General features: G+C 72.8%; 8 protein-coding genes. 5 read left to right on the forward strand and 3 right to left on the reverse strand.

The window, feature by feature from the left end:
• Positions 1–214: 214 nt before the first annotated feature.
• From ACZ61E_RS15795 to ACZ61E_RS15815, 5 genes are all read left to right on the forward strand, one after another.
• A complete protein-coding gene (locus tag ACZ61E_RS15795) occupies positions 215–3,607 on the forward strand; it encodes an FHA domain-containing protein (protein WP_469700226.1) in 3,393 nt (1,130 codons plus the stop codon).
• A 334-nt stretch (positions 3,608–3,941) separates the two neighbouring features.
• Complete coding sequence (locus ACZ61E_RS15800) at positions 3,942–5,336, forward strand: ABC transporter substrate-binding protein (RefSeq protein WP_469700189.1); 1,395 nt, start codon at positions 3,942–3,944, stop codon at positions 5,334–5,336.
• A 4-nt stretch (positions 5,337–5,340) separates the two neighbouring features.
• On the forward strand, positions 5,341–6,705 hold the full coding sequence (locus ACZ61E_RS15805; RefSeq protein ID WP_469700190.1) for a carbohydrate ABC transporter permease: 1,365 nt from the start codon (positions 5,341–5,343) through the stop codon (positions 6,703–6,705).
• Positions 6,702–7,619, forward strand: a complete 918-nt coding sequence (locus tag ACZ61E_RS15810; RefSeq protein ID WP_469700191.1) for a carbohydrate ABC transporter permease — start codon at positions 6,702–6,704, stop codon at positions 7,617–7,619. Before ACZ61E_RS15805 ends, ACZ61E_RS15810 begins: the two co-directional genes overlap by 4 nt.
• 138 nt (positions 7,620–7,757) lie before the next feature.
• Positions 7,758–9,998 (forward strand): bifunctional glycosyltransferase/CDP-glycerol:glycerophosphate glycerophosphotransferase, encoded by a 2,241-nt coding sequence (locus tag ACZ61E_RS15815; protein ID WP_469700192.1) that lies wholly within the window; start codon positions 7,758–7,760, stop codon positions 9,996–9,998.
• Positions 9,999–10,234: 236 nt separating this feature from the next.
• Here the strand turns inward: ACZ61E_RS15815 and ACZ61E_RS15820 are convergent, their stop codons facing one another.
• From ACZ61E_RS15820 to ACZ61E_RS15830, 3 genes are all read right to left on the reverse strand, one after another.
• Positions 10,235–11,365, reverse strand: a complete 1,131-nt coding sequence (locus ACZ61E_RS15820) for a glycosyltransferase (RefSeq protein ID WP_469700227.1) — start codon at positions 11,363–11,365, stop codon at positions 10,235–10,237.
• Positions 11,366–11,460: 95 nt separating this feature from the next.
• The gene (locus ACZ61E_RS15825; protein ID WP_469700193.1) at positions 11,461–14,388 is read right to left on the reverse strand and encodes a bifunctional glycosyltransferase/CDP-glycerol:glycerophosphate glycerophosphotransferase; all 2,928 of its coding nucleotides are present in this window, start codon (positions 14,386–14,388) and stop codon (positions 11,461–11,463) included.
• The gene (locus ACZ61E_RS15830) at positions 14,385–17,930 is read right to left on the reverse strand and encodes a bifunctional glycosyltransferase/CDP-glycerol:glycerophosphate glycerophosphotransferase (protein WP_469700194.1); all 3,546 of its coding nucleotides are present in this window, start codon (positions 17,928–17,930) and stop codon (positions 14,385–14,387) included. Before ACZ61E_RS15830 ends, ACZ61E_RS15825 begins: the two co-directional genes overlap by 4 nt.
• Between the last annotated feature and the right edge of the window lie 63 nt (positions 17,931–17,993).

Raw genomic sequence — 17,993 nt, forward strand, 5'->3', positions numbered from 1 at the left:
ACGCACAGCCGACCATTCAAGATCACTTACCCCCGGTCCGTGGGCGAGTTGTCGGTGGCAGGTGCGAAGATGCCACCCAGCACTCGATGTGTGGGGTCGTTCGCTCACCGTCCGTGCCGACCTGTACCGGACGATGTGTCGGTGCCGGGTGGGGGGATTCACACAGGGCAGCACCCCTGCCGGGCACCCCGCGCAGAAGGGACCGCTGACGGCGATGCAGATCCGGCTGACCGTCCTCGCGCCGCGCAGCGGCCATCCCGCGGGGCGCGCGTGCGACGTGCTCGTCACCGCCCCGGCGGGGACGGCGCTCGCCACCGTCGCCTCCGCGCTGGCCACGGCCGTCGCCGGACCCGATGTCTCGGGCGCCGTCGTGCTGTACGCGGGGCGGGAGCGGCTGGACGCGCAGCGCCGCATCCTGGGCGAGCCGCCCCTGGTGGACGGCGCCGTGCTCTCGCTCCAGGTCCCCGGTGACGACGAGGCGCCCACCGCCGACGTCCCGGCGCAGCTCCACGTCGTCGCGGGGCCGGACGCGGGCGGGGTCCATCTGCTCCACGGCGGTCAGGTCAGGATCGGCCGCTCGGCGGACGCCGACGTACCGCTCGACGATCCGGACGTCTCGCGGCTGCACTGCTCGGTGACCGTGGCCGATGACGGTCATGTCTCGGTGGCGGACCTGCATTCCACGAACGGCACGGTCCTCGACGGCGTCCGGATCGGGTCCCGCGCGGTCCCGCTCCCGGCGGGCGCCCTGCTGCGGCTGGGCGAGTCCGCGCTGCGGCTCACCCCCGGCGGCCGGATGCCGGCGCTCGCGGTCGCACCGGACGGCGAGGGGCATCTGCGGGTCACCCCCGGGGTCCGGGACGGCGCGGGCGGCGACGGCGGACCGGGCGCCGGGAGCGAAGGCGCGGGTGCGAACGCGGGCCCCGGCAGGGCGGGACGGGGGACGGGATCCGGGACGGCGCCGGGGGCGTACACCGGCGCGCCCCGGTCTGGCCCGGAGACGGGGGCGTACGGAGCGGGCAGCGCCCCCGGCGGGCGTACGGTCCACGCCTACGGGCGGGGTGGCCAGGGCGGTCCCGGTGGACCGGCCGTCACGCCCCGCGTGCCCGACCCGCGTACTCCCCGCTCCGAGGCCGACACCAGATACGGCGACGCCCTGTACGCGCCGTCGCCCGGCGCGGGGCGCCCGGCGCACGACCGCGCCGACAGCGACGACGCCCACGGCGTGGCCGACGAAGCCCCGCAGGGGCACAGCCGTGCGCCCGGCTCCCGGCGGCAGGGCACGCCCACGCGCGGCACGGAGCCGCCCGAGGGGCCGGGCAGGCGGCGGGGCGGCATAGGGGCCTGGGCCCGGCGGCTGGCGGGCACGCGCGACGAGGAGTTCCCCGGCGACGACGGCGCCCCGGCGGCCGGCGGCACCGGCGCGCGCCCCACCGGCCGCGCACGGCCCGACGAGACCTGGCCCGACCCCGCCTCCGTACTGATGACGGCGCTGGGCCCCGGCCCCCGTCTGTGGGAGCGCGGCCCCGGCCACCCCGAGTCGCTGGTCCTGCGGCTGGGCACGACGGAGCGGCCGGACCCGGACGGGTCCGGTCCGCTGCCCTCGGTACCGGTGACGGTGAGCCTGCGCGAAGCCGGTTCGCTCGGTCTCGCCGGCCCGCGCGAGCGGCTGACCGGTCTGGCCAGGTCGGCCGTCGCGCAGCTGGCAGCCCTGCACTCCCCCGCCGATCTGGAGATCGTCCTGATCAGCGCCGACCGCGGCAGGAGCGTGGAGCAGCGCAAGCGGGAGTGGGGCTGGCTCGGCTGGCTGCCGCACGCCCGGCCGGCCCACGGGCAGGACTGCCGGCTGCTCCTGGCCTACGACCGGGACCAGGCCGCCGCCCGGCTGGGCGAGCTGGCACGACGGCTGGACGAGGGGCCGCTCGGCGCGGCGTGGGCGTCGGCCGGCAGCGGGTCCGTCGCGGAGGCGGCCGACCGGTTCGAGGGCACGTCCACGCTCGTGGTGGTGGACGGCGATCCCGGCTCGGCGGCGCTGCGCGAGACCGCGGCGCGGCTGGCCGGCGCGGGCTCGGTGGCCGGAGTCCATGTGATCTGTCTGGCCGAGACCCCCGCGGCCTCGCCCGACTCACCGCTGGCGGCGACCTACGAGACGGCGTGCGCGGCATCGACCGCCTTCCGGGAGTGCGGGGCGGTGGCCCTGCTCAGCGGTGACGTGGCGACGGCGCTGCGGCTGCTGCGTACGGCGGTGGGCCAGCCCGCCGGATCCGGCACGGTGGCGACGGTGGACGCGGTGTCCCCGGCGTGGGCCGACCGTTTCGGCCGGGCGCTGGCCCCTCTCCGTACGGAGGCGGGCGGTCCGGCCGCCGCGGGGCGGCGCAGACAGGCGGCCGTCCTGCCCCGTACGGCGCGGCTGCTGGACGAGCTGGGGCTCGCGCGGGCGACTCCCGCGTCCCTGATGGCGCGCTGGGCGTCGGCGGCGGGGAGCACCACGGTTCTGGGCACCGGGCCGCACGGCCCGGTGACGGTCGATCTGGTGGAGGAGGGCCCGCATCTGCTGATCGAGGGGCCCGCGGGCAGCGGCCGTACGGAACTGCTGAGGGCGGTCGCGGCATCCCTGGCGGCCGGCGTCCGCCCGGACAGGCTGGGGCTGCTCCTGGTGGACGGGGCGGGCGGTGAGCGCGGCGAGGGGCTCCTGGCCTGTACGGAGCTGCCGCACGTGACCGAGCACCTGGTGGCGTCGGACCCGGTCCGGATGCGGGAGTTCGCACGGGCGCTGGGTGCGGAGCTGAAGCGGCGTGCCGAGGTGCTGGGGCGGCTGGACTTCGCCGAGTGGCACAACCGGCGCGAGGTGGCCGAGCGGATGGTGGGCCAGCGCGCGCCGAGCCCGGCCGAGCAGCGGGGTGCGCCGCGTGAGCGCGCGGAGCGGCAGGGCGGTGCGCGGCCCCCGGGCCAGGGCGCGCCGGCCGGGCGGCCCGGCGAGCCCGAACAGCAGCCCGGCGCGGGGGGCGGCGGGGCGGACGGTGGCACTCTCAGGCTGCGGCAGACCGCTTCCCGTACGCGCGGGGAGCCCGGCCCAGGCCCCGTGCTGCCGAGGCTCATAGTCCTGGTCGACGACTACGACGCCCTGGTCGCGCCGGCGCTGGGCAGTCCGGGCCGGCCGGCGGCAGGGTCGGTCGTCCGGGCGCTGGAGGCGGTGGCGCGCGACGGGGAGCGTCTGGGCGTCCATCTGGTCGCGACGTCCGCCCGCCCCGACCGGACCTCGGAGACGGAGCTGGCGGGCCGGACCCGGCTGCGGGTGGTGCTGGACACACCACCGGTGGCGCCGGGCCCGGAGGATCCGCTGCCGGGGCGCGGCAGGCTGGGACATCCGGACGGCCGGGTGACGCCGTTCCAGGGCGGCCGGGTGACCGGGCGGATTCCGCGTACGGCGACGCTGCGGCCGACGGTCGTCCCCCTGGAGTGGGAGCGGATGGGCGATCCGCCGGCCCGCCGGCCGGTGCGGGAGCTGGGCAACGGACCGACGGATCTGGCGCTGCTCGCAAGTGCCCTGGAACGGGCGGCCCGTTCGGTGTCGGCGGTGCCCGTGGGACCGCTGGGGCCGGTCTGACGGGCCCTGTCGACCGGGTGTTCGCCGGGGTGTCCGCCGGTCGGCGGGCGGGTGACCGAAAGCGGACATCCTGAGGTCGGAGCGCTTTTTGGTCCAGACCTCGGCGCCTCGCCGTGTCTTCACATCTCTGAAATTACCCCTACGTCCGTAAACGACGTCACGAGCCCATCACGATCTTCGAATTGAAGCCCAGGACAGTATTGCGGCCTGCGGTCACGGCGCGTAGGACTTACCGCACGGGACAAGGACGGCGTCGTCGGCTCGCTCGGGGCGCCGGTCCGCATGCGTAAACATGCGTCAAGATCCGCACGCGCACGGGAGAGACGGGGCAGTCATGCGTACAACTCTTAACGGCCGCAAGGCTTTTGGAGCACGCTCAGCGGCACGGGGTACACAGAGAGCGGCGGTGGCGGCCGCGGTCGTCGGCGCCGTGGTACTCAGCGGCTGCGGCGGCGACTCCGATGACAAGGGTGACGACGGAGCGGAGAGCAAGAAGCCCGCCGCCACGGTCGAACTGCCCAAGCTGGACGGCGAGAAGATCGAGGTCGCCGCTGTCTGGACCGGCGCCGAGCAGGAGAACTTCACCAAGGTCCTCGACGAGTTCGAGAAGCGCACCGGGGCCACGGTCACGTTCGTGCCCGCGCAGGACCCGATCGTGAACTTCCTCGGAACGAAGATCGCCGGTGGCAGCCCGCCCGACATCGCGATGCTCCCGCAGGTCGGCGCCATCACCCAGGCCGTCGAGAAGAAGTGGGCGAAGCCCGTGGGCGCCGAGGCGAAGGCGCAGCTGGCGAAGAACTACGGCAAGGGCTGGCAGGACCTCGGCGCCGTCGACGGCGAGCAGTACGGCGTGTACTACAAGGCCGCCAACAAGTCGCTGGTCTGGTACAACAACACGGCCTTCGAGAACGCGGGCGCGACCGAGCCGAAGACCTGGAAGGAGCTCCTGACGACCGCCGAGACGATCTCGGCGTCGGGTGTCACCCCGGTCTCCGTCGGCGGCGCCGACGGCTGGACGCTCACCGACTGGTTCGAGAACGTCTACCTGTCGCAGGCCGGTCCGGAGAAGTACGACCAGCTGGCCAAGCACGAGATCAAGTGGACCGACCCGTCGGTGGCCACCGCGCTGACGACGCTCGCCGAGCTGTGGGGCAAGCCCGCCCTGGTGGCCGGCGGTGCGAACGGCGCGCTCCAGACCGAGTTCCCCGCCTCCGTCACCCAGACGTTCACCGGTGGTGACGCCCCGAAGGCCGGCATGGTCTTCGCCGCGGACTTCGCCGGTGTGAACGTCACCGAGGCAGGCGCCAAGGTCGGTACGGACGCGAAGGTCTTCCCCTTCCCGGCCGTGGGCAGCGACTCCCCGGTGGTGACCGGTGGTGACGCGGCCGTGGCACTCACGGACAGCAAGGGCGCGCAGGCGCTGCTGACCTTCCTGGCCTCCACGGACGCCGCGGAGATCCAGGCGAAGCTCGGCGGCTTCATCTCGCCGAACAAGGGCCTGGACGGCAAGGCGTACCCGAACGACGTGCAGCGTGACATCGCCAAGGCGCTCATCGACGCCGGTGACGACTTCCGCTTCGACATGTCGGACCAGATGCCGCAGTCGTTCGGCGGTACGCCCGGCAAGGGCGAGTGGAAGGCCCTCCAGGACTTCCTGAAGAACCCGAAGGACGTCAAGGGCGCCCAGCAGCAGCTGGAGTCGGACGCCGCCAAGGCATTCAAGAGCTGACGCGGTGACGTCGGCGACAACAGGGGGCACCGGCACTTCGGTGCCGGCGCCCCCGCCCCCTGCCAAGGGGAAGCGCAAGAGCGTGACAGGCACACGTAAAGGCTTCGCGGTGGCGTTCCTGCTTCCCGCGCTGGTCCTGCTGGGCGCGCTCGTGGTCTACCCGATCGGGTTCTCCGTCTACAGGTCGTTCTTCGACCAGTCCGGCGACGCCTTCGCCGGCTTCGACAACTATGTGGAGATATTCACCGAGGACACCATCCGGACCGCGATCAAGAACAACTTGATCTGGGTGATCGTGGCCCCGACGGTCGCCACCGCACTCGGTCTGATCTTCGCCGTACTCACCGAACGGGTGCGCTGGGGAACGGCGTTCAAGCTGATCGTCTTCATGCCGATGGCGATCTCCATGCTCGCGTCGGGCATCATCTTCCGGCTGGTGTACGAGCAGGCCCCGGAGCGCGGCATCGCCAACGCCGTCGCCGTGGGCGTGCACGACACCTTCAACGAGTCGGCCGGTTATCCGAAGGCCCGCCCGCTGCCGGTGCATCCGCTGAAGGCGGGCGAGGCCAAGGGCTCGTTCGTCACCAAGACACCGGTCGCGGCGGGCACTCCGGTGCTCCTTCCGCTGGTAGGCGTGCCCCCGGGCAAGATGCCGTCTGACGCCGAGCCGGCCAAGGCCGCGGAGAGCGGCGGCGGCGAGATCACCGGTACGGCCTGGCTGGACTTCACCAAGGGCGGCGGCGGCAAGCCCAACGTCGTCGACTCCGAGGAACTCGGCCTGCCCGGCCTCAAGATCGAGGCGGTCAAGGACGGCAAGGTCGTGGCCTCCGCCAGCGCCGCCTCCGACGGTACGTTCACCCTGCCGGCGTCGGCCGACGGAGCCCTGCTCCAGCTCCCCGAGAGCAACTTCAGGGAGCCGTACAACGGCGTGGACTGGCTCGGCCCGAACCTCGTCACCCCCGCGATCATCGGCAGCTATCTGTGGATGTGGGCGGGCTTCGCGATGGTGCTGATCGGTGCCGGTCTGGCGAGCATGCCGCGTGAACTCCTGGAGGCCGCACGGGTCGACGGCGCGAACGAGTGGCAGGTGTTCCGCCGGATCACCGTGCCGCTGCTCGCTCCGGTCCTGGCCGTCGTGATGGTCACCCTGATGATCAATGTGCTGAAGATCTTCGACCTGGTACTGATCATCGCGCCAGGCTCCTCCCAGGACGACGCGAACGTGCTGGCGCTCCAGCTGTACCGCTCGTCGTTCGGCACGGACGCCAACGTCGGCGTGGGCAGCGCGATCGCCGTATTCCTCCTGCTGCTCGTGATCCCGGTGATGCTCTTCAACATTCGCCGGATGCAGAAGGAGAACCGCCGATGACGACGACTGACACTGCGGTCAAGGCGGAGCGGTCGCTGCCCGCCGACACGACGGCCAAGCCGAAGGCGTCCCTGCCGGCCCGGGTGGCGGCGAAGGCGGGCAGCGGGGTCGTCCAGGTCTTCCTGATCCTGGTCGCCCTGTTCTGGATGATGCCGACGATCGGTCTGCTGATCTCCTCGCTGCGCGGCTCGTCGGACATCGCGGCGAGCGGCTGGTGGGAGGTCTTCACCAAGCCGGCGCAGCTCACCACCGAGAACTACTCGGAGCTGCTGTCCAACGACATCATCACCAACTCCCTCTGGTCCACGGTGATGATCACGGTCCCCTCGACCGTGCTGGTCGTGGTGATCGGCGCGCTCGCCGGTTACGCCTTCGCGTGGATGGACTTCCCGGGCCGTGACTGGTGGTTCATGCTGGTCGTGGGTCTGCTGGTGGTCCCTGTCCAGGTCGCGCTCATCCCCGTCTCCGAACTCTTCGGCGAGATCGGGATCTTCGAGACGACCTTCGGCGTGGTGATGTTCCACGTCGCCTTCGGCCTGCCCTTCGCGATCTTCCTGCTGAGGAACTTCTTCGCGCAGATCCCGCGTGAACTCCTGGAGGCCGCACGGCTCGACGGCGCGGGCGAGATCCGGCTGTTCGCCCGTGTCGTGATGCCGCTCGGCGGTCCGGCGATCGCCTCGCTCGGCATCTTCCAGTTCCTCTGGGTCTGGAACGACATGCTGGTGGCCCTGATCTTCGCGGACTCCGAGTCCCCGCCGATCACGGTCGCCCTCCAGCAGCAGGTACGGCAGTTCGGCAACAACATCGACGTGCTGGCGCCCGGCGCCTTCCTGTCGATGATCATCCCGCTGGCCGTGTTCTTCATGTTCCAGCGGCAGTTCGTCAGCGGCGTCATGGCGGGGGCGGTCAAGTAGGGCCCCATCGGGCACCCGTTCGAGGGAGAAGTACGCCAAAAGGGGCGGGCCGGTTCAACTACCGGTCCGCCCGGTGTATTTGTCCCCCGTATGCCACGTCTGGCGTAACCAGGTCACTCCATCGGCCGTTCCCGAGCCATGGCCCGGTTCAGCATCATCGTCCCCGCGTACAAGGTCCAGGCGTACTTGCAGGAGTGTCTGCAATCGGTGCTCGGCCAGACGTACGAGGACTTCGAACTCATCGCCGTGGACGACGGATCACCCGACGCCTGCGGGACGATCATCGACGAAGTCGCCGCCACCGACCCGCGTGTCGTCGCCGTGCACCTCCCGGAGAACGAGGGCCTCGGCCCCGCCCGCAACGCCGGCATCGCCCGAGCCACCGGCGACTACCTGATCTTCCTCGACGGCGACGACACGCTGACCCCCGGCGCGCTCCAGACGATCGCCGACCGGCTCAAGGAGACGGACGGCCCCGACGTCCTCGTCTACGACTACGCCCGTACGTACTGGTCGGGCGAGGTGGTCCGCAACATCCTCTCCGGCCTGCTCGACGAGAGCGGTCCCGCGCCCTTCCGGCTCGTCGACCGCCCGGAGCTGCTGAGGGTGCTGATGGTCGTCTGGAACAAGGCCTACCGCCGCGAGTACATCGACCGGCAGGGCTTCACCTTCCCGCCCGGCTACTACGAGGACACCCCCTGGACCTTCCCCGCGCTGATGGCCGCCGAGTCGATCGCGACGCTCGACCGCGTCTGCGTGCACTACCGGCAGCGGCGCCAGGGCAACATCCTCTCCACCACCAGCCGCAAGCACTTCGACATCTTCGAGCAGTACGACCGTGTCTTCGCGTTCATCGACTCACGGCCCGCCCTGGACGACTGGCGCCCCGTGCTGTTCCGGCGGATGCTCGACCACTTCTCCAAACTCGTGGCCGTACGGGGGCGGCTGCCGCGCCGCAGCCGCCCCGAGTTCTTCCGCCGGGCCCGCGCCCACCACCGCCGCCACCGCACCCCCGGCTCCGCGCCGCTGCTGCGGGCCCGGCTGCGCCACACCCTGCTGCGGTTCGGCGCGCACCGCACGTACCGCGCCCTGTGGACGGCGCAGCGCGTGCAGATGGGCGCCCGGCAGGCCGCCACGGCCCTGGGCCGGGCCGTACGCGCCGGGGCGCTGCATCTGCACTACCGGACCCAGCGGTGCCTGCCGGTCCGGGAGAACAGGGCGGTCTTCGCCGCGTACGACGGCCGGGGTTACGCCTGCAACCCGGCGGCCATCGAGGAGAAGGTGCGCGAACTCGCCCCGCACATCGACACGTCGTGGATCGGCCGCCCCGAGTACCACCACACCGTGCCCACCGGCACCCGCCGGCTGCGCCCCGGCAGCTTCGGCTACTGGACGGCGCTCGCCCGTGACAAGTACCTGGTCAACAACGTCAACTTCGACCGGCGCCTGGTCAAGCGACCGCAGCAGATCCTGCTCCAGACCCACCACGGCACCCCCCTCAAGTCCATGGGCCTCGACCTCCAGGACCATCCGGCCGCCGCCCGCCGCACCGAGTTCGACCGGCTCCTGACGGGCGTCGACCAGTGGGACTTCTCCCTCTCGGCGAACCGTCACTCCACCCTCGTCTGGGAGAAGGCGTATCCGGCCGGGCACACCGCACTGGAATACGGCTATCCCCGCAACGACGTGTTCCAGCACGCCACTTCGGCCGATGTCGCACGGCTGCGGGAGTCGCTCGGCATCCCCGAGGGCTTCACGGCCGTCCTGTACGCGCCCACGCAGCGCGACTACCGGCGCACCCCGTACGTCCCGCTGGACCTGGAGCGGCTCGCCCAGGCGCTCGGCCCGCGCTTCGTGGTGCTGACCCGCGCCCACCACACGTACGAGGCGCCGCTGCCGCACACCCCGCACCCGCGCATCATCGACGTCTCGGGCCACCACCGGGTCGAGTCGCTGTGCCTGGCCGCCGACGCGCTCGTCACCGACTACTCGTCGCTGATGTTCGACTACGTCAATCTGGACCGGCCCGTCGTCATCCATATCGACGACTGGGAGGCGTACGAGGCGGCCCGCGGCACGTACTTCGACGTCCGGGCCTTCCCGCCGGGCGCGGTGGCGCGCGACGAGGACGACCTGATCGACATCTTCGTCACCGACCACTGGCGCGGCTCGCGCTCGGCCCAGCTCCGGGCGGCCTTCCGGGCGAGGTTCTGTCCGTACGACGACGGGCTGGCGGCGGAGCGGGTGGTGCGCCGGGTGTTCCTCGGCGAGACGACGGGCCTGCCGGAGCCGGTGCCCCTGGAGGACCGCACACCGGCGCCCTCACCGCTGCTGCCACAGCAGCGGCACGGCCGGAACATGTCGGACGCGGGCCGCTGAGCACCGGTCACCGGCCGGGGCACGGACACGGCCCGGCCGGTGACCCGATGGACCGGGCCAGGGGCCTTTCTCCGAAGTAGCGCCGTCCGCCCGCAGGGCGGGGCCCGCGGCGGCCGGCGCGGTGCACCGCAAGGCGGAGGAGCGGGCTCGTACGGGGCGTACCCGGCCGGCTTACGACAACGCGGCGAGGCGCCGCGCCGGGCGTCGCGGGCCAGGCGGGACTTCGAAGACACGACCTAGCGGTCCAGCAGCGCGAACAGTTCGTGCCAGCGGCGGAGGATCTCGTCCTGGGAGTACCGCTGGACGTTCACCCGTGCCCGCTCCCCCAGGGTGTCCCGCAGCCGGGGGTTGCCCGTCAGCCGCAGCAGGCGGTCGGCCAGCGCGTCCGTGTCGCCCGGCGGGGCCAGCAGCCCGTCCTCGCCGTCCCTGACGATCTCCCGGACGCCCGGCGCGCAGTCGAACGCCGCGCACGGCACCCCGCTCGCCATGGCCTCCATGAGCGCCAGCGGGAAGCCCTCACCGCGCGAGGACTGGACGAAGACCGAGCACTCGGCCAGCGCGCCCGCCACGTCGTCGGTACGGCCCATCCAGTCGACCGACCCGTCCAGCCCGAGCGCCGTGCACCGCTCCTTGAGCGCCGTCTCGTCCTGGCCGGCGCCGTGGATCCGCAGCCGCCAGCCGGGCCGGGCCCCGGTCACCGAGGCCCAGCTCTCCAGGAGCAGGTCGATGCCCTTCTGGTCGTCCAGCCTGCCGATACTGGCGACGTTCCTGCCGGTGCGCGGGGATGGCTGTTCGGGCAGCGAGTGCAGCGCGTTGGGCATCGCGCCGACGTTGTCGAAGCCCTCGGCGATCCAGGCGTCGGCGTCCTCCTGGGTGAGGGTGAGCCAGCGGTCGACGTGCGGATAGCTGTTCTTGATCCAGCGGAAGCGGTGGCACCGCTTGCTGTACTCGTACGACTCGTGGCTCATCCCGATCAGCCGCAGCCCCGTGGTGTCGGCCTCCAGGACCCACTCCATCGGCCAGACCTGGGTGACGATCACCAGCGCGCCGGGCCCGGCCGCCCGGAAGATCTCCGAGAGCCGGGCGACGGCGCGCCGCTTGCCCGCGACCCTGGACGCCTCACGGCGGCGGGCGAGCAGGTCGAAGTGGCCGAGCGGGGTGCGCGGGCGCCAGGGGGTGGGCGGGTGGGCGGGGTAGAGCGCGGTCACCGGGTAGTCGGGCGGCCCGGGCAGAGCGAGCTTCAGCTCCGCCTCGTGGATGCCGACGACCTGGACGCGGTGGCCGTGGGCGCCGAAGAGACGGGCCATCTGATGGGTCCAGGCGGTGACTCCGCCGAGGACGTCGGTGGCGTTGGCGAGCAGGATCAGCTCACGGGGCCCGGCGACGGGCGGCCCCGCGGTGCCGGCCGCCGGTTGGGTCGTCGTGTCCGTCGTCGTACCGGTCGTCGATTCGGTCGCGGCTGTCACCGGCGGGTCCTTCCTGCGAAGAGCACGTCCACGGCGGTACGCGCGGCCTGGCCGCTCTCGAAACCGCCGAACTTCTCGGCGAACCGGGCCCGGTCCTCCCGGTGCGCGCTGTCGGACTTCTTCAACTCGCCCATCACCCGGTGCAGTTCGTCCTCGGACTGGGCCACGGGCCCGGGAGCCTCGGCCCGCAGGTCGAAGTAGCTGCCGCGCTCGGCCGCGTACGCGTCCAGGTCCGGCGCGAAGAAGACCATCGGCCGGTCCAGCAGCGCGTAGTCGAACATGATCGACGAGTAGTCCGTGATCAACGCGTCGGCCAGACAGAGCAGTTCACTGATGTCGTGGTGGGCGGAGACGTCGATCACCGTGCCGGGCGGGCAGACCGGCAGGGCGGCGGACTCCAGGTAGTGGGCCCGCACGAGCAGGACGTACTCGTCACCGAACCGCTCGGTGAACCGACGTACGTCGAGCGGCAGTCGCGTCGTCCGGCCCTTCTTCGGCATCCCGCGGAACGTCGGCGCGTACAGCACCACCCGGCGGTGGTCGGGAATCCCGAGATCCGCGGCGATCGCGGGGCGCGGGAAGCGCCCCCGGCTCTCGTCGGTGGCGCGGGCCCGCACGAGGCGGTCGTTGCGGGGATAGCCGCAGCGCACCAGCGAGTCGGCGGGCAGCCGGTAGTCCCGCGCCAGGGTCGCGATGTCGTGCTCGGACCGTACGAGGAAGTGGTCGAAGCGGGCGAGCGCGGCGCTCAGCTTCTCCCGCTCGGGGGCGTTCTGCGCCTTGATCCGGCTCTCGGCGAAGCCCATGCGCTTGTACGCGGAGCCGTGCCAGGTCTGGAGGTAGGTGGTGGCGGGGGGCTTGCGCAGATCGAGCGGGAAGCCCTGGTTGTCGACCCAGTACTGGGCGCGGGCGAGTGCCCACAGATAGCGCCAGGACAGCCGCCGGACCAGCCGCGCGTCGGTGGGGAACCCGTCGGGGGACGACGCGTAGGACCAGATGTGCCGCATGCCCCGGCGGCGCTGCTCGCGCAGCTCCTCGTGGATGGCGCGCGGGCTGTCGCCGTAGCACTTGCCCATGTGGCTCTCGAAGACCACCGAGCCCTTGCGGACGGGGAGCCGGATCAGCAGCCGGTTGTACACGCGCGTCTTCACGGAGCGGGAGGAGAGCCGGTCGAGGCGGCGGCGCACCCCCTTGGCGAGCCGCTTCGCCTTGCGGGCGGGGCGGAAGTGGGTGAGGTAGTGGAGCGCCGCCGCCGCGGGGCGGCCGGGGCTGCGGCGCGCCTGGAGCTGGAACGCGAGGTGGTGCTTCACCGTGACGTACGGCTTCCAGGTGTCGCCGAACAGCCGCCCGAGCCGCGGGCGTGCCCGGAAGCCGCCCACCGCCTCGGCCCGGTCCCGCTCCAGGAACAGCGGTCCCGTGGTGGTGCCGGTGGGGGTGTGCAGGGCGAGGCGGGGGTCGCACACGCGGTCCCGCGCGCCACCGACGCGCAGCAGGGCGCCGATGTCGACGGAGGCGCGCCAGCGGACGGTGTCGTCCTCGCGCCACAGCTCCTCCACGGGCGCGCGGAAGACGAGGTTCCCGTCGCTGCCGCGTGCCACGAACTCCAGGGTGGCGGTCAACGGCGCGCCCTCGGGGAGCAGTTGGAGCGGGGCGGGGAGCCGGCCTTCGAGTACGAGACGGGCGCCCTCCTGTCCGCAGTGCGTGAGCTGGTTCAGCAGCGGGGTGTCGGCGGCCGGCCGGTAGTGGTGCCCCAGCTCGGTGACGTCGAGCGCCGCCCGCGCGCCCGGGTCGTCGGGGAGCGCCGCCCGCCAGTACACCTTCCCCTCACGCTCGGTCAGCGCGGAGGCGACGGCGCCCGGCCTGCCGAGCGCGTAGCCCGCCGCCAGTACGCCGTCGGCGTCGCCGTCGGCGAGGAGTTGGAGGCAGACACGCTCCAGCGGCGGCAGGTCGAGCCGCAGGCGGGGGTCGGTCCGGGCGGCGGGCAGGGCGGCGACCAGGGCGGCGGCGTGGGCCCGTGTCGCGGCGTCCAGCTTGGGGAACTGCCGTGCGAGGGCTACGAGTTGATCGGCCAGGAAGGCGCGGTCGCGGGCCTCGCACAGCGCCGTACGGCCCTGGAGCGTGAGGAGTTCGGCGACCCGTACGTGTGCGGCGAGCCGGCCCTCCAGCGTGCCGGCCGGGTCGTCGGGTGCCCGGCCGGCGGTGATCAGGTTGGGGACGAGCGCGACACGGGCCGCGGTGGTGGCCGCTTCGGCGCCGAACAGGATCTCGGCGCGGTCCAGGTCATCGGCGTAGCGCAGTCCCGTCCGCTCCAGCAGGGCGGCACTCACACAGAACCCGCTCACCAGGGCGTCGGCGACGACGAGTTCGGGGGCGTCGGCCAGTTCGCCGATGGCGCGGGAGCGCGCGTACAGCCCGCTCTCGACGATCCGCGCCGGGGGCTGTTCCTTGGCGCGGCGGCCCGCGCGCCGGGTCCAGCGCCCGGCGGCGAGTTCGGCGCCGGAGCGCTCGGCGGCCTCCCACAGATTGCGGCAGGCGTCGCGCTGGAGCCGCTCGCCCTCGCCGAGCACCATGACGTACCGGCCCCGTGCCCGGTCGAGGCCCTGGTTGCGCAGTACGCCGGTGGTGGACGGGTCGGCGCCGGAGGTGACGATCCGCACCCGCGCCGGGTCCGAAGCGGCGAGTTCCTCCGCCACGGCCCGTACGTCATCGGCGGCGGACTCGGCGTCGGCCGGACCCGCGTCGTCGGGCACCCCGCCGTCCGGGCCCGCGCCCGCCGCTCCACCGGGCGGCGACGGGAGGGCGGGGCCGAGCACCACCACCGCCTCGGTGGCGCGCATGGTCTGCGCGACGACGGACTCCACGGACCGGCGCAGCGCCTGGGCGTCCGCTCCGGCGGTGACGACGCAGCTGATCTCGACCGCGCTCATGCGCCGCCCCCCACGGGCATCAGGTCCGCGAGGCGGGCGGCGGCGGTGCCGTCGTCCAGATCGCAGAAGGTCTCCCGGAACCGTGCGTACGCCTCCGATGGCGTCCGGGGCCCGGGGGCCCGCAGGGCCGCCACGAGTGAGGCGGTGTCGGCCACGACCGGGCCGGGCGCGACCGACTCGAAGTCGAAGTAGAAGCCGCGCAGGGTGTCCCGGTAGTGCTCCAGGTCGTACGCGTGGAAGTACATCGGGCGGCCCGTCTGCGCGAAGTCGAACATCAGTGACGAGTAGTCGGTGACCAGCGCGTCGCTGATCAGCATCAGCTCGGCGACGTCCGGGTACCGGGACACGTCCCGTACGAAGCCGGCGGCGCCGCGCCCGGCGCCGGGGACCGTGCCACCGACCAGGTAGTGGCGCCGGACGAGCAGGACGTGGTCGTGCGCCAGTTCCTCGGCGGCCAGGGCCAGATCGAGCCGGAGGTCGAGCCCGTACCGCCCGCCCTTCCTGGGCTGGTCCTCGCGCCAGGTCGGCGCGTAGAGGATCACCCGCTTGTCCTCGGGGATCTCCAGTCTCTCGCGCAGGGCGTCGGCGACCTTCCCCCGGTCGGGCGCGTGCAGCAGGTCGTTGCGCGGATAGCCGGACTCCAGGACCGTACCCTCGTATCCGAAGGCGCGGCGCATGATCGGTGTGGAGAAGCCGTTGGGCGAGACGAGCAGGCTCCACTGGGCGGACCTGCGGGGCAGGGTCGCGATGTAGGTCTCGTCGGCGTGGGCGCCGCCCGAGAGGTCGCGGCCGATGCGCTTGAGCGGAGTGCCGTGCCAGGTCTGGGCGACGTACTGGCCGTCCGCCCGCTCGAACCACTCGGGCAGATGGGTGTTGGTGACGACGCAGCGGCTGCGGGCCAGCGCCTCGTACCAGTCCGCGCTGTGGAGTTCGACGGCGCGGACACCGGCCGGCAGGGTCACCTGCCGGTCCCGTACGACCCACAGATGCTCCACCGGGGCCTGCCTGCGCACCAGTTCCTCGTGGACGGCGCGGGGTGAGTCGGAGTACTGCCGGCCGTCGAAGCTGCTGTAGAGCACGGCGTCGCGCAGGGGCCCTGCGGTGGTGCGGGCGGTCGCGTACCGGGCGCGCAGCCGCTGTTGCCGGTAGGCGCCGCGGTCCTGTTCGGGGAGCGGGGAGCCGGAGTGCAGGTGGAGCAGGTCCTGGTGGTGCCGGTCCAGGGTGAACTCCCGGCCGTCCAGGGTCCGTACGAGCGGCAGCGTCTGGTGCCGCGAGGGCTGGACCCGTACGGCGCTGTAGCGCTCCGGGTCGCTCTCCCCCGTCTCGCGGACGTACAACAGCCAGCGGCCCTCGGCCAGTTGGCGTACGCCGTGCAGTCCTGCGACGGCGGCGGGCAGCAGGGACGTACGGAAGCGGCCGTCGGCGAGTGTCTCGACGGTGAAGACGTTCTCCTCGTGGTGGCCGCTGTGCCGGAGCACCAACTCGGCCCGCCCCGGGGAGGGCCGGCTGCCCGTCAGGATCAGCTCACCGTCCGCCGTCCAGTCGAGTGTGTCGACCACCGGCTGCTCGGCCTGGTCGCTGAGGACGAGGTCGCCCGCCGCGTTGGCGGTGACGTGGACCTCGCGGCCGTCGCCCAGCGCGTAGTGTCCGGGCCGGATCGCGCCGCGCGCCGCCACGGCGAAACGGCTGCCGTCGGCGCGTACGAGATGCACGCCCCACGGCACGGCGGCCCGCCGCCGGGCCGAGGGGTCGCCGAAGACGGTGAGCGGGACGTCGGCGGTGAAGGTGCCGTCCCCGAGGCTCAGTTCGGCCTCGTGGACGTCCTTGGTGTACCAGTTCCGGACGGCGAGCACGGTCGGGAGGCCCCCGGCGGGGTGCAGCACACCTTCGATCCGCAGGGCCCCGCCGTCAGCCGGCGCGTGGCCGGTGAGCAGGGCGCGTACGGGCTCCACGCGCAGTTCGAGCTTGTTGCCGGAGAGCGCGGGCACGACGCGCGTGGTGTCGTCCACGTAGTGCACGGCCGGTACGGCGGGCGACGCGGCCGAACCCGTCAGCCGCAGCGGCGCCCGGCGCAGCCGGCCCGCTCCGTACACCCCCATCTCCAGCTTCCACACGGTGCGCGCGGAGCCGCCGGAGTCCCGCGCCCGCACGAGCCTGCGCGGGTCGACGACGGTCTCGAACCCGGCCCAGTCGTAGAGGTGCAGGCCCTGCTTCGACTCGTACGTCGCCGCGGGCATCCGCAGGGTGCGCGTCCGCAGCGGCAGTACGCGCCGCTTCCCGGCCCGCAGCCAGGCCGCCTTGACGGACTTGCGGCGCGCGTCGGCGGGCACGTTGCGCACGTACGCGTAGCCCCTGAGGTGCAGTCGGCCGTCGCGCCACACGGCCTCGGTGAGATGCGAGGTCACCGGCAGTTCCTTGGGCCTGAGGGTGGCGACGGTCCGGGGCAGACCGCCGGTGAGCACCGGGTACTCGGCGCGGGACCTGCGCAGTCCCCGGACGCCGAAGGCGCCGGGGTCGGCCTTCTCGTGGGCGAGCAGCGCGAGGAGTTCGGGCATCCGGCGTTCCCGGATCAGATGCCACTTGACGCGCAGATGCAGCGGCAGGTCGTCGAAGACACCCTGGTGGACGGTCGCGGCGAAGGCGTTGGCGTGGTCGAGGAAGGCCGCGTGGAAGTCGGCGTCACCGTCGGGCAGCGCCTCGATGAACAGCCACAGGTCGCCGGAGAGCACGTGCTGGTGGTAGCGCCGCAGCGCGTCTGCCCAGTCGGTGCCGGTGGTCGTGCCGCCGGCCGTGCCGCTGCCGGTGTCCGTACGCGCCCTGCCGGTCAGGAAGTCGGCGACCGACGACACGGCGGTGACCCGGTCGCGGATCCCCTCGGGGACGGCGCGCTTCGCGGTGATCGAGCCGTCCCTGGTCCGCCAGTGGTAGACGGGCTCGGCCAGTACGTCCACACCGTTCGCCAGGAAGTACGCGGGCAGTACGACGGCGATGTCCTCGTACAGCACCCCGGTGGGGAAGACGAAGGAGTGCCGGTCCCAGAAGGTCTTCCGGAAGACCTTGTTGCAGGCGATCCGGTCCCCGAGCAGCACCCAGTCACGGGTGAGCCGGGTGCCGGAGCGCCCGGTCGCCATCGGCTTGCGGAACATCGGCGCCTGTGTCAGCGCGCCCCCGGGACCGAGCCTGAGCACGTTGCCGGTCGCGAAGTCGGAGCCGGACGCGTCGAGCGCCGCGATCATCCGTTCGTACGCTCCGTCCGGCACGGTGTCGTCGCTGTCGACGAAGGTGAGGAACTCGCCGCGCGCGTGCCGGACGCCGGTGTTGCGCGCGGCGCCGAGCCCGGCGTTCTCCTGCTCGACCAGCCGGAACCGTCCGTCCGCCGCGGCGAACCGTCTCGCGATCCGTGCGCTCCCGTCCGTGGAACCGTCGTTCACCATGACGATCTCGGAGTCGGCCATGGTCTGTCCGGCCAGTGAGCGTAGGCAGTCGTCGAGATAGTCCTCCACGTTGTAGATGGGCACGACGACGGTGAGGCGGGGGGTCATGCGCGGTGCACGGTCCTTCCGAAATCCCGGACTTCGGCGCGTCCGGTGTTCTCAGCAGCGGTG

The organism is Streptomyces sp. NPDC104581, assembly GCF_055583685.1.